The organism is Wolbachia endosymbiont (group A) of Dendrolimus pini, from assembly GCF_964026835.1.
In the GTDB taxonomy this organism is placed as follows: Bacteria; Pseudomonadota; Alphaproteobacteria; order Rickettsiales; family Anaplasmataceae; genus Wolbachia; species Wolbachia pipientis.
This window is the reverse complement of the sequence record NZ_OZ034702.1, coordinates 889,469-901,866: the sequence shown is the minus strand read 5'-3', so window position 1 is coordinate 901,866 and position 12,398 is coordinate 889,469. Positions and strand designations below refer to the sequence as shown.

Genomic DNA, 12,398 nt, shown 5'->3' with positions numbered 1-12,398 from the left:
ATGGTGGGTCTGGGAAGAGTTGAACCTCCGACCTCACGCTTATCAGGCGTGCGCTCTAACCACCTGAGCTACAGACCCATGATTTATTCAAGCTGAAGCTTTCATATTATCTGTAGGCACGATATCAATAAAAGTCTTTTTATTTGCTGACCTTCTAAAGCTGACCCAGCCTTCTATTTTAGCAAAAATCGTATGATCTTTACCTATACCAACATTCTTTCCAGGATGGAATTTTGTGCCTCTTTGGCGCACAATTATGTTACCAGGAATAACCTTCCCATTCTTCTTTATTCCTAACCTACGACCCGCTGAATCTCTACCATTACAGGAACTACCACCTGATTTTTTAGTTGCCATATCTTACCTCTTACTTTTGAAGACTAATTTCATTTATACGAAGAACAGTTATATACTGCCTATGACCAGTTTTCCTACGGTAATTTTTTCTTCTTTTCTTCTTAAAGATTATAATTTTTTCCCCCCTGCACTGCTCCAACACTTCAGCTTTAACAGTAGCATTAGATGAATAAGATAAGCCATTACTTGAAATACAAATCACCTTATTGATTTCCACCTCTTTTTTTTCTTCAGCTTCTAACTTCTCTACCTTTATTATACTACCTTCTTTTACTAAATATTGCTTTCCACCAGTCTCAATTACTGCAAACATGATAAATATAAATTATTGTTATTAACTTTAATCGTAAACGATGTCATATACGCTGTCAATATAAATAAAAAGCATGACTTAACGTTCTTTTTGAGCTACTAAAATACTTCTATCTGTTTTCATCTTTTATCTACCTTTTCTCAGACAGTAGACTTCTTGCATAACCTAAGCAGAAAAAAGGCAAATAGTTATTATAGCTCTAAGTTTACCGACACCGTCATGCAAGTAGCCCCTTCTCCTGTCATCCGAGTAGCTTGACACTGGGATCTAGAAAAAAGGATGATGTCATTCCAGTCTGGAATCCAGGAAAAAGAATGGTGTCATGAAAGTAGCCTCCTTCTCCTGTCATCCCAGCGCCCAGAGGTGTCATCCAAGTAGCTGACACTGGGATCCAGGAAAGTTTGCTTGTAAACTAGCATAGAAAGTGGTTACAACATTTTCGATGAGATTATATGGAAAACTGGATCCCAGTGTCAGCTACTTGGATGACAAAAAAAGGAGCACTAGGATGACACCCTACTTAACCGTCATACCGCGATTCATTCGCGGTATCTCTTAACATAGATCCCTTACTTAACCGTCATACCTTAACATAGATCCCGCTAACAAGCAGCGGGATACTATCTACACCGTCATACCGCCGCGGTATCTCTTAACATAGATCCCTTACTTAACCGTCATACCTTAACATAGATCCCGCTAACGCGTAGCGGGATGACGAATTACTTCTACACCGTCATACCGCCGCGGTATCTCTTAACATAGATCCCTTACTTAACCGTCATACCTTAACATAGATCCCGCTAACACGTAGCGGGATACTATCTACACCGTCATACCGCCGCGGTATCTCTAGATCCCGCTGGGATGACGATTGTCGTTTAGCCATAAATATTAAGGAATTTACCAAATAAAAAAAAAGGCAAAAGAAACCCTAGGGTTATTATCTGCTTTAAAATATTGGCGTTTTTTATGTTTTAAACGCTTGACAAGCAAGATTTAGCTGCTTTTAATTGCAACTAACTTACGCTGCAAATGTTTAAGAAATTTACTAAGCAGAAAAAAAGACAAAGAATCCCCGAGTTAGCTAGTCTTTTACTATCTCTGTCGAGTATTGGCATTTTTTGATGTCTTGTAACGCTTTATAAGCGCGCTCAGCTTATTTAGATAAAAATCTAGATGTAGATGAAGTTTTGTAAAGACATACAGTATCTATATACTGCAAAAAATTAAACATAAGACGCCGATACATTAAGTAATCCTTACCTTTTAATCTGCAGATTGGCGAAAGCAAATACAATAGCTTCACTGTTATGATAAGGGGGCTGGCGGAGTTTGTCAAGGAAGTTTTTTTGTTTCTATTCCCAATAAAAGTTTGTTATATGGTTATGCAAGAAGTCTAATATTAAAAATGACACAACAACATAATTAAATTAGACTACTTTATTCTCTTAGTTACTTGCTTTTCTCTTGCTATTGCAAGGCTTTTTTCTGGTACATCCTCAACTATAACACTACCTGCTGCAATTACAGATTCATCATGAATATTAAGCGGCGCAATTAGTGAGCTATTGGCGCCAACAAAGCAATTGCTCCCTATATTCGTTTCATGTTTATTTTTCCCATCATAATTACAAACAATAGTGCCTGCTCCTATATTACTCTCCTGCCCTACTTTAGCATTTCCTATATAACTTAAGTGTTTTATTCTAGTGTTTTGACCAACTTCACTTGTTTTCACTTCCACAAAATTTCCTATTTTTGCCTTATTACCAATTGTTGTGTTTCCGCGTATTCTGGTAAATGGACCGACCTCAGCATTACTTTTAATTAAGCAATTTTCTAAATGCGAAAATGGCAGTATTTTCGCACCAGACTCTATTTTCACTCCAGTACCGAAAAAAACATATGGGTAAATAACTGAATCTCTGGCAATTTGCGTATCAAGAGAAAAGAAAACAGTCTCTGGTGCAACAAGCGTTACTCCGGAGTCGGTAAAAATTTTTCTTTTATTTTCTTGAAAGTAAAACTCAGCTTTTATAAGGTCATTTCTGTTATTTATTCCCGTTGCTTCTTCTCCACCGGTAATAACGTAACCGACATTTAAATTACTCTTCACTGCAATGGAAACTATATCGGTCAAGTAATATTCATGAGTTGAGCTATTGCACTCTATTTTCTCCACCAATTCACGTAAATTCTTTGCACATGCAACCATTATTCCAGCATTTGCAAGAAATTCTTCATGATTATTTTTATCACTCTTTGCTTCTACGATTTCTCTTAAGGAACCATTCTCAATAATTAACCTACCGTATTCTTTATTGCTTGTCCTAAAACCTAGGCAAACTAGAGCCTTGCGTTCTAAATAACTAATCATTTTAGTTATTGTGCTGCTTTTTATGAGCGGAGTATCCCCATACTGCACAACAACTATGCTTGAATCTGGCAATTCTCTTAGGTTTCTCATCGCAGTTTTGACCGCATCTCCCGTGCCAAGTGTTAATTCTTGTGTAATTAACTGTATATCCTTAAAGCACTTTAGTCTTTCAATTAAAGGCAGATCAACTACAACAGCAATATTTTCAGGATTTAACTGTTTTGCATTGTAAATGACATGCTGAAGTATGGAAAAATTGCCTATTTCGTGCAGAACCTTAGGCAAATCTGAATTCATCCGCCTGCCATGCCCGGCAGCAAGTATGAGAAAAGTATGAGCTTTATTTATCACTTATCTTAAAGATGAAAAATGAAAACCATAATGATCAAGCCAACTGATTTTGTTATCGTAAAAGCTTCTTAGGTCGCTGATTTGATATTTTAGCATCGCAAGCCTTTCTATACCAATGCCAAACGCAAAACCGTTGTATTTAGTATGGTCTATTCCAACATTTTGAAAGACATTTGGATGCACCATACCACATCCAAGCACTTCTATCCATTTACTACCTTTATAACTTATGTCCACTTCCGCAGAGGGTTCAGTAAAAGGAAAAAAACTATTACGAAAACGTATCTTCAGCCCTTTATCTCCAAAAAACTTATTAAGGAAGTGATGAATAGTAAATTTTAACTGGCCCATATTGACGTTTTCATCGACATATAACCCTTCTATCTGGTGAAACATAGGAGTATGAGTTGCATCAAAGTCATTTCTGTATACCCTACCAGGGGCTACTATTTTAATTGGGAATTTTTTTGTTTTTTCCATGGTTCTAATCTGTACAGATGAAGTGTGAGTGCGCAGTACCATTCTTTTATCGTTTATTTTATTCTTTAAGTAGAAGGTATCTTGCTCCTCTCGCGCAGGATGATGACTTGGAGTATTCAGTGCATCAAATACATGAAATTCATCTTCAATATCAGGGCCATCAACTGCTTTAAAACCCATATGTGCAAAAATAAGCTTTACTTCATTTATAACCTTACTGAGTGGATGGACCTTGCCCATTTTTTCTGGTCTAACGGGCAACGTGATATCAACCGCCTCGTTCTGCAATTTAAAGTTAACTTCTTCGGCTTTTAGTATATTCTCCTTATTCATTATAAGCTGATCTAGCTTATTACGTAAAACGTTGATAACTTCGCCTAAATTGCGCTTTTTTCCTGCGTCTTCTATCTCTTTTAAGTTGTCAAAATAAGCTTTAATTACACCCTTTTTTCCCAAATATGATAGCCTGACTTTTTCTAAATCTTGCAAAGAAGAAGCATTCTCAATTTCGGAAACTGCTTTATCTTCAAGTGAAAGTATGTCATCTAATAACTCTTTATTCATCTTAAAAACGCTGGCTTAAACTTTCATTATAGTGAAATTTTAAATATCATCAACAATCCGAAAAATTGCCCTATTCTGATTATTAATTTATTGACTAATTAATCTTTTTTATTTACCTTTGCGTTGATGAATTTGCTGTATCAACTATGCACAACAGTAACACTGAAACTAAGAATAAGTATAAAATAGAGGATTTACCTAAGCTCTTTAAGGAAAAATCCAGAAACATAAGTAAAGCATTTTCTAGCGAAACAATTAAGATCAGTGCTATTCGCTCGAGAAGTATTGAAAGCAATATACAAAAATTTTCATTTGAGCTAACAGCAACAGATAAAGACACCTTTAATATAAGATTATTTCGAATAAACCCTTTAATTGATTTTTTCAAAATCTGCCTTTCCCGGGAAAAAAAATTTACAGCCAACATAAAAGTGCCCAAAGAAAGCAGTGAACTATATAATAACTACTGTAAAACTAACAGTTATAAAACTGTAGAAGAATTCGTAAATAGTGCTCCGCCTCAAATCCTTCTGCAGGGCACAACGATAACGCTACAAACAGACGTTGAAAACATTAACCTGGACAACTTGTACCAAATCGAGTTATTTCTAAATGAAAAGCTACAACATGCAGAAAAAACTGAAAATGAAGACAAAAAAGAACAGAGTGAAACTAACCAAAAAAATGCACAAAATAAACAAATCGTACCAGTTACAGGCCTGTTTGGCTATAATTTAACAAGTAGTAAAAAGCAAGTGATGCGGGTTCCAATAGTTGTTGCTGCAATGCGTGACAATTTTTTTTGGTTTGGATCTTCTTTTCGGCTATCCAATTTTTTTAATACAATACAATTCTTCTTTCAACAGCCACCAAAACTGTCCATACGAAACCAGAGGGCTTTGACTTACCATCCAACACTTCAAGAGATAAAACAGGACAAGGTAACACAAAAAGATGGAATCGACGAAAGAAGAATAGAAGACGTCACAATGCTTATTTCTGATTTCGGTCAAACTACTTCGCACACAGAGTATTTTAAGGCTAACAGAAAAAAGAAGTCAAAAAAGCAGACCAAAGAACTATCAGAGAAAGAAAAACCATTAGCCATAAAACAAGCACAAAATGATGCTAGAGTAGCTATGATAGATAACCAAATTGAGCACAGGGGGAAAAAACTCGATAAAATATTTATTGAAGTGATGAGTGGATACAAAAATCAAGATCCAGAAACATTTTGCAATATTTTCAGCTCAGTATTCAATATTGTTTACTTTCAAGATAAACAATTACATGCAATATTAGAGCCAGGCGAAATATCAGAAGTATTACAGATACTCGAAAGGCCACAACCTCTTAGTAACTCACTTTTAGGTAAAGAATATTTACAAAAACAAGTATATAGAAAAAAAGAGCAATTGCTTAAATTAGTTTCAGGTGTTTATATACAACAACCTTCTCCACAACATGAAAATACTCCTCATAAATCTACAAACCCTTTACCAATTAAAGATCTTTCACCAGCAACAAATGAAGCTAAAACTCTACCACCTACTAACATTACACTCAAATCACCGTTAAAAACTGTATTTTCCTCAAAAAAGGCTTATTTTTGTCTATTTATAATAGTAGCATCTGCATCAACACTTTGCTTATGGCATTTTCCATTAGGAAAAGTGTCAATGTTAAAAGGATTAGTGCCACCAGAAAAAAGGGAAAGTATTGGGTTAGCATTGAACATAGGGTTGCCAATATTAATCGCGCTGTGTATTTTGAATTTAGCTCGCTTTATATATTCTGAATATTCTATAGAATCTATTGAACAGAACAAATCTCCTTCTCGCATTTAAACTTACCCAAAATGTAAACAAGTTGTCCTAAGAGATCTTTCATGGTAAAATTATTTATTTTCACCATATGTTTAAAGGAATTATCACGGATATCGGGACTATAACTGATACTACCACTCACTCCAACTCTGATCAAATTTTCCATATCAAGACACAAAATTTATCCTCTATAAATAAAGGAGATTCAATAGCTTGCTCTGGTGTGTGTTTAACTGTTGTTGATATAATGAGCGATATATTTACAGTCCAAGCATCTCAAGAAACTATGAAGGTTGCTAACTTAAATACGTGGAGAATAGGAAAAAAAATAAATCTCGAACAAGCAATGAGATTAAGCGATAAGATCGATGGCCACCTGGTTCAGGGTCATGTTGATGGGATAGTAAAATTTTTAACAATTAATCAAAATTTAGATTCTCATGAAATCAAACTATCGTGCCCACAAGAATTAATTAAATTTGTTGCAAAAAAAAGCTCCGTTACACTAGATGGGGTTTCCCTCACAGTGAATTCAGTTATTAATCAGGAATTTACAGTAAATATCACTCCCTATACATGGGAAAATACAACTTTTCAGTACAACAAAGTAAATGATTATTTGAATTTAGAAATTGACATGATCGCTAGGTATTTAGATCAATTGATGCAGCATAAATACAATTAATTTTACAACCTTGTTATTTACAACTATTATATCTTGAAAACCATATAGATATAAAACATGCTTTTCGATAGCCTAATTATCTTCATTGTTGTTCTATGCGTAATAATCTCGGTAACTAGAGGCTTTATAAAAGAGCTATGCGCACTAATGTTTCTATTTTTATCGGTCTTTCTGACAGCTAATCACTATGATTTTTTCACTCCAAATTATAGTAAATATTTTGATTCTAAAGTTACACTAAACATACTTTCTACAATCTCTGTATTTATTATACTTAATCTTATATTCATGATAATAAATAACTGGCTAATGTACATATTATTACCCATAAGGTTGGGGTTTATCGATAGAGTTACTGGAATCTTTCTCGGAGTGCTTAAAGGAATATTGCTCTCTTATGTATTATTTTTTGCTGTGCACTTATATTGCTACACAGTATATGACAAAAAAGAGGGAGAGTATAAAATAGAAGCAGAAGACATATTGCCTAATTGGATAATAAATTCACACTCTTATCAGGCTTTATTTGTGACAGCAGAAGAAGTAATTGACATGTATGTACCAGAGTCGTTGATACTAAAAATAAAAGAGATCGGTGGAGAAATGGTTGATCAAGAAAAACCTAAAAACAATAAAAAAGAAGAGTAAATATTTATTTATAAATATTTTCATTGGGAGTATTCAAAAAGCCATATGTGTCAGGTTAAGAGCACAGAATTTTTTACTGGAAATATTAATTTTGTTTTAGCAATAAATCAACTTAAGGTCATAATATCTTGACATTTATTTAATGTTGCTATATAATAGCTATGTACATTTTGTGTACTATAGCAATAAAATTACCTTGTAATAGGTGTATTGGACCCGAGGGCAGTACTCGGCGCCTCCACCATGTTTTTTAATTATACGGGGGCGATTAAGGATCGACATGCATAGTAAAGATGGTAGCTTTGCTCGGTTAGACACCACCGCTAAGAGTTCATAATTTAAATGCAAACGATAATTTTGCTGCTGAAGAATATCGTGTTGCTGCTTAATTTAGCACAACCGGTTTATTACTAAAGCACGGTTTAGGGAACGCCGGGTAACAGAAGTTCCCCCAAAATTTACGTATGTGAAAGTTATATGGAGCAAACAGATTACAAAAAACTGCTTAATTCTGCTAAGTTTCAAGTTATCAAAAAGACTTTAGATGTTATATCAGGTAATGGTTTTATCCCTCACTTAGAAATATTATTTTTCACATATTTTAATGGTGTGACCATGCCAGATCGTTTGAAAAAGTCATACCCTACTCAAATGCTTATTATATTACAGCATCAATTCTATGATTTAAAAGTTTCTGAGGATAAATTTAGCGTCAGTTTGAGTTTTCAAGGAAAACAAGAGCGAATTACTATACCGTTTTTTGCTATTAGTGAGTTTCGTGATAAAATTTCAGGAGATGTTTTAATATTTGACAAAATCAGTATCGACTCTGATAAAGAATACAAAAGTGAAAAATGTACTGAAAAACTATCAAACGGTAGTATTATATCCATAGATCAACTGCGTGATGAGTAACTGCTCATCTTTATAAACAAAAAATATTAATAGAAAAAAGTGGTCTAACTTAAGTAATAGAATAGAGGGTAGATAAATATGCTAAATCTTTAATTATTTATTAACGCAGGTGGCAAAATTTTTCTTACATATCATCAACTTCCTTTATTGAAAAATTCAGAAAAATGTTGTATAATTATTAGTAGACTTTGGTAAAACATATGACAGATTCAGGAATTAGTATAACTTTTGACCCAAAAACTTCACATAACCTTACTAAGTTAGCTGAAATCACCAAGGAATCCGTTCAAGAACTAGCAAAAAGGTTAGTCATCGAAGGAATCGAGTGCGAAGTAGAAGATATTGCGTTATATAAAACTATTAAGGAATGTGAGGATGTAGACTGGAACACAGTACTATCTGAAAGGGAGAGGACATAAACTGAAATACGATATTGTCTACTCAAAAAACTTTACTGAAAGAGATTTTCTAAATCTTCCAAAAACAATAAGATCAAGGATTACAAAAGCGATAAACGAGCGGCTTACAACTGATCCAATTAAATTTGGTAAACCATTACGTGGCAGGCTAAAAGGGTATAGAAGAATAAGGGTTAGTGATTATCGAATTATTTATACTGTAAATATTGCAAAACATAAGGTGTTTGTTGCTACAGCAGGACATAGAGACACCATTTATGAGAAGGCTACTTGATAAACATTAAATATATTTTTATACAGCCCTCCTTCCTTTCTTTATTGAAAAATTAAAAAAAATGTTGTATAATTATTAGTGGACTTTGGTAAAACATATGGCAAATTCAGGCATTAACATAGCTCTTAGCGAAGAAACTTTAAAGCATCTTGCTGAATTATCTGAATTTACTAAACAGCCCGTTCAAGAATTAGCAGGAAAACTATTTAGAGAAGCAGTTGAGCTTGAAATGGAGGATTTTTTAGTATCTAAAATTTCTGATGAGCGTGATGTTGAAGGTGCAGAAACAGTTGATTTTGAAGATATTAAGTGGGATTAGAGCGTTACAAGGTTAAGTCTCTAAAGAGTGTTGTTGAAAAAGATTTACCAAACCTTCCAAAGACAATAAGGCTAAAAGTTCAAAAGGCTATAAAAGAACGTCTTACAGTTGACCCAATAAATTTTGGTGAACCACTACATCATAACTTAAAAGGACGTAGAAGGCTAAGAGTTGGTGACTATCGTGTAATTTACAGAGTAAATCAATTAGATCATATAGTAACTATCACAGAGATAGGACATAGAGATGATATTTATAAGAAATAAATATCAACATTAATATATATTATACACCCCTCCTTCCTTGTCCATTCTCTACTTTAGGTGGCTTTGCGCAGCTCAAAAAATGAAGTTTTTTTTGGTTCAGCAAAAACAACATTTTGAGTTTGAAAAGGCTAAATACTTGTCTTTTATATAACTTTCGTGTAATAGATATGTATGCATCCAATCATATATCTACTCAATACGTTACTTGATCTTTATAGCTTCATTCTAATATGTTGGGTTGTCCTAAACTGGCTGGTTAAACTTAATATGGTGAACATATATAATGAAACTGTCAGTAGCATAATGCACATCTTGAACCAATTGACATATCCACCACTAAAGATTATTAGAAGATATATACCACCGTTCAACGGATTAGATTTATCTATAATGATATTGCTAATAACAATTCACTTTGTAAAATATACAGTAGCTTACTACTTTAGGTAGATGTTAAAAAAATATCTAAAATCAGCAATATATCTATCCCTTTTAATATATATATATATATCAGTTTTTAGCTATAACTATAAAGATCCTTCCTTAAACACGGCTACAAATGAGGAAGTGACAAATTTAGGTGGAATAGTAGGTTCATATTTAGCTGATATATTGGTTCAATTTCTTGGATTAACTAGTGTTACAATAGCTACAACCATAGTTTACTTGTTGATCTTCAGGCCAGCAAAAATACTGCTGAAAATTCTCTATTTAATATTAATCAATTTAGGGGTATGTGCTATATTACCACAACTTTCGCTAGGCATCACTGCAAGGTACAGACACAGTGGAATAATAGGGAATGCACTAATTAATAACTGCCCGTTTTATATATTTGTGATAGTAACATCAATAGGTCTTGTAGGATCTGTTGGTTGGAAGAGAACAATTTACTCTCTATTCTTCTTATGTAAAAAAATAGCTTGCTTATTTGTAAATGTTCCATTCTTCAGATCACATAAAACTGCTGAATATTCAGTTGCACCATTAGTAGTAGAAGAAAAACATAAAACTAAAATCACTACTAAACAACAACCAAAAGAAAGACAGAAAAAAGCCACCAAAGAAATTTTCAGTGAGTTCGAATTTCCAAGCATTCATTTACTTTCCAAAGCAGAGGAGTCTTTGCAGAGAAAACAGCTGAATGAAATGGAGAGCAATAAAAATTTATCTCTGCTGGAACAAGTCCTGAGTGATTTTGGCGTGCAAGGAAAAATTATCAGTGTATGCTATGGGCCGGTTGTGACTTTATACAAACTTGAACCACAAGCTGGCACGAAATCTGCAAGAGTAATTGGCCTTGCAGATGACATTGCACGTTCGATGAGTGCACTCTCTGCACGTATTTCAATAATTCGTGGGCAAAATGCTATGGGAATAGAGTTGCCGAACAAGGAACGGGAAATTGTAATGCTGCGTGATTTGCTTGAATCACCAGAATACCAAAATGCAAACTTAAATCTCCCAATTGCGCTTGGCAAAGAAATAAGCGGAAAACCAGTTATTGCAGATCTGACTAAAATGCCTCACTTGCTTGTTGCTGGAACCACAGGGTCTGGTAAATCAGTTGCGATTAATACTATGATTCTTTCACTCGTTTATCGATTAAGTCCTGATGAATGTAAGATGATAATGATCGACCCAAAAATGCTTGAGCTTTCAATATATGATGCAATACCGCATCTAATAACGCCAGTAGTAACAGAGCCAAAAAAGGCTGTAGTCGCTCTTAAGTGGATAGTGAAAGAAATGGAAAACCGCTATCGCATGATGTCGTATTTGAATGTACGCAATGTTATAAACTATAATCAAAAAATCACAGAAGCGATGAATAGTGGAATAGAATTGGAGCGCGTTGTGCAGATTGGCTTTAACTCAACAACAGGTAAGCCTTTGTTTGAAAAAATACCAATCAAGATGGAGACATTTCCGTATATTGTAGTGATCGTGGATGAAATGGCAGATTTGATGCTTGTTGCCGGCAAAGAAATAGAGTGCTCTATTCAACGCTTAGCTCAGATGGCTCGTGCTGCAGGAATACACATCATAATGGCAACACAACGCCCATCTGTGGATGTGATCACAGGTGTGATAAAGGCGAACTTTCCAACGAGAATCAGTTTTGCTGTTACTTCTAAGATAGATAGCCGTACAATACTTGGCGAACAAGGGGCTGAACAATTGCTCGGCATGGGTGACATGCTCTATATGGCCTCTGGTGGTAAGATCATTCGAGTTCACGGCCCATTTGTAAGTGATAATGAGGTGCAAGATATAGTTGATCATCTGAAAATGCAAGGTGAGCCAAACTACATGGAGGAAATCACTAAAGAAGATGAAAATTCTTCTACAGAGTCACACGATGAAACGGAGGATGAAGAAAATGACCTCTATAACCAAGCAGTGGCCATCATTCAAAGAGATCAAAAAGTTTCAACCAGTTACATTCAAAGGCAGCTTAGAATAGGCTATAACAGAGCAGCAAACATCGTTGAAAGAATGGAAAAGGAAGGTATTGTCAGCGCTCCAAATTACTCAGGGAAAAGAGAGATATTGGTTGAATAACAATCTTGTAATACCTTAATTTAAGTTTCCGCACTT

Annotated in this window: 15 protein-coding genes, 1 tRNA gene and 1 other RNA gene; 11 read left to right on the top strand and 6 right to left on the bottom strand. The window is 34.5% G+C overall.

Translation table 11 applies throughout. The features are described from left to right. Nucleotide 1: 1 nt before the first annotated feature. The 6 genes from AAGD66_RS04485 to pheS form a co-directional block, all read right to left on the bottom strand. Nucleotides 2-78: transfer RNA gene (locus tag AAGD66_RS04485), tRNA-Ile, on the bottom strand. A gap of 9 nt (nt 79-87) precedes the next feature. Then, nucleotides 88-357: a 50S ribosomal protein L27 gene (rpmA, locus tag AAGD66_RS04480; protein ID WP_006279564.1), complete on the bottom strand. Its 270-nt coding sequence runs from the start codon at nt 355-357 to the stop codon at nt 88-90. 10 nt (nt 358-367) lie between these two features. Next, complete coding sequence (rplU, locus tag AAGD66_RS04475; protein WP_264723715.1) at nt 368-670, bottom strand: 50S ribosomal protein L21; 303 nt, start codon at nt 668-670, stop codon at nt 368-370. Between the two features lie 241 nt (nt 671-911). Next, nucleotides 912-1,055 carry a hypothetical protein gene (locus AAGD66_RS04470; protein WP_153296796.1) on the bottom strand — a complete coding sequence of 48 codons (144 nt, stop codon included), beginning with the start codon at nt 1,053-1,055 and terminating at the stop codon, nt 912-914. Nucleotides 1,056-2,108: 1,053 nt separating this feature from the next. Beyond that, a complete protein-coding gene (glmU, locus tag AAGD66_RS04465; protein WP_265024575.1) occupies nt 2,109-3,401 on the bottom strand; it encodes a bifunctional UDP-N-acetylglucosamine diphosphorylase/glucosamine-1-phosphate N-acetyltransferase GlmU in 1,293 nt (430 codons plus the stop codon). Beyond that, a complete protein-coding gene (pheS, locus tag AAGD66_RS04460) occupies nt 3,402-4,445 on the bottom strand; it encodes a phenylalanine--tRNA ligase subunit alpha (RefSeq protein WP_264723713.1) in 1,044 nt (347 codons plus the stop codon). Between the two features lie 146 nt (nt 4,446-4,591). Between pheS and AAGD66_RS04455 the strand changes: the two genes are divergently transcribed. The 11 genes from AAGD66_RS04455 (at nt 4,592) to AAGD66_RS04405 (ending at nt 12,362) form a co-directional block, all read left to right on the top strand. Then, nucleotides 4,592-6,292 carry a hypothetical protein gene (locus AAGD66_RS04455; RefSeq protein ID WP_264723711.1) on the top strand — a complete coding sequence of 567 codons (1,701 nt, stop codon included), beginning with the start codon at nt 4,592-4,594 and terminating at the stop codon, nt 6,290-6,292. Between the two features lie 67 nt (nt 6,293-6,359). Continuing rightward, nucleotides 6,360-6,956, top strand: coding sequence for a riboflavin synthase (locus AAGD66_RS04450; RefSeq protein WP_151808045.1), 597 nt, complete (start codon nt 6,360-6,362; stop codon nt 6,954-6,956). A gap of 57 nt (nt 6,957-7,013) precedes the next feature. Continuing rightward, nucleotides 7,014-7,604, top strand: coding sequence for a CvpA family protein (locus tag AAGD66_RS04445; RefSeq protein ID WP_015588828.1), 591 nt, complete (start codon nt 7,014-7,016; stop codon nt 7,602-7,604). 124 nt (nt 7,605-7,728) lie between these two features. Next, nucleotides 7,729-8,059, top strand: a transfer-messenger RNA (tmRNA) gene (ssrA, locus tag AAGD66_RS04440). A 22-nt stretch (nt 8,060-8,081) separates the two neighbouring features. Then, entirely contained in the window at nt 8,082-8,519 is a 438-nt protein-coding gene (locus AAGD66_RS04435; protein ID WP_006279412.1) for a ClpXP protease specificity-enhancing factor SspB, read from the top strand. A gap of 200 nt (nt 8,520-8,719) precedes the next feature. After that, nucleotides 8,720-8,938, top strand: a complete 219-nt coding sequence (locus AAGD66_RS04430) for a hypothetical protein (RefSeq protein WP_006279413.1) — start codon at nt 8,720-8,722, stop codon at nt 8,936-8,938. Continuing rightward, nucleotides 8,919-9,212, top strand: coding sequence for a type II toxin-antitoxin system RelE family toxin (locus AAGD66_RS04425; RefSeq protein WP_306700832.1), 294 nt, complete (start codon nt 8,919-8,921; stop codon nt 9,210-9,212). The genes AAGD66_RS04430 and AAGD66_RS04425 overlap by 20 nt, the downstream gene beginning before the upstream one ends. Nucleotides 9,213-9,309: 97 nt before the next feature. Further along, a complete protein-coding gene (locus tag AAGD66_RS04420; RefSeq protein ID WP_006279415.1) occupies nt 9,310-9,531 on the top strand; it encodes a hypothetical protein in 222 nt (73 codons plus the stop codon). Beyond that, complete coding sequence (locus AAGD66_RS04415; protein ID WP_264723710.1) at nt 9,522-9,797, top strand: type II toxin-antitoxin system RelE family toxin; 276 nt, start codon at nt 9,522-9,524, stop codon at nt 9,795-9,797. Before AAGD66_RS04420 ends, AAGD66_RS04415 begins: the two co-directional genes overlap by 10 nt. Nucleotides 9,798-9,968: 171 nt before the next feature. After that, the gene (locus AAGD66_RS04410) at nt 9,969-10,247 is read left to right on the top strand and encodes a YggT family protein (protein ID WP_006279515.1); all 279 of its coding nucleotides are present in this window, start codon (nt 9,969-9,971) and stop codon (nt 10,245-10,247) included. Then, on the top strand, nt 10,248-12,362 hold the full coding sequence (locus tag AAGD66_RS04405; RefSeq protein WP_264723709.1) for an FtsK/SpoIIIE family DNA translocase: 2,115 nt from the start codon (nt 10,248-10,250) through the stop codon (nt 12,360-12,362). Nucleotides 12,363-12,398 lie beyond the last annotated feature (36 nt).

Excerpts from the sequence above, each read along its gene's own strand:
- AAGD66_RS04410 (WP_006279515.1), top strand. The coding sequence starts at position 9,969 with ATGCATCCAATCATATATCTACTCAATACGTTACTTGATCTTTATAGC.
- rplU (WP_264723715.1), bottom strand. The coding sequence starts at position 670 with ATGTTTGCAGTAATTGAGACTGGTGGAAAGCAATATTTAGTAAAAGAA.
- AAGD66_RS04420 (WP_006279415.1), top strand. The coding sequence starts at position 9,310 with ATGGCAAATTCAGGCATTAACATAGCTCTTAGCGAAGAAACTTTAAAG.
- rpmA (WP_006279564.1), bottom strand. The coding sequence starts at position 357 with ATGGCAACTAAAAAATCAGGTGGTAGTTCCTGTAATGGTAGAGATTCA.
- pheS (WP_264723713.1), bottom strand. The coding sequence starts at position 4,445 with ATGAATAAAGAGTTATTAGATGACATACTTTCACTTGAAGATAAAGCA.
- AAGD66_RS04405 (WP_264723709.1), top strand. The coding sequence starts at position 10,248 with ATGTTAAAAAAATATCTAAAATCAGCAATATATCTATCCCTTTTAATA.
- AAGD66_RS04435 (WP_006279412.1), top strand. The coding sequence starts at position 8,082 with ATGGAGCAAACAGATTACAAAAAACTGCTTAATTCTGCTAAGTTTCAA.
- AAGD66_RS04455 (WP_264723711.1), top strand. The coding sequence starts at position 4,592 with ATGCACAACAGTAACACTGAAACTAAGAATAAGTATAAAATAGAGGAT.
- AAGD66_RS04450 (WP_151808045.1), top strand. The coding sequence starts at position 6,360 with ATGTTTAAAGGAATTATCACGGATATCGGGACTATAACTGATACTACC.
- AAGD66_RS04430 (WP_006279413.1), top strand. The coding sequence starts at position 8,720 with ATGACAGATTCAGGAATTAGTATAACTTTTGACCCAAAAACTTCACAT.
- AAGD66_RS04445 (WP_015588828.1), top strand. The coding sequence starts at position 7,014 with ATGCTTTTCGATAGCCTAATTATCTTCATTGTTGTTCTATGCGTAATA.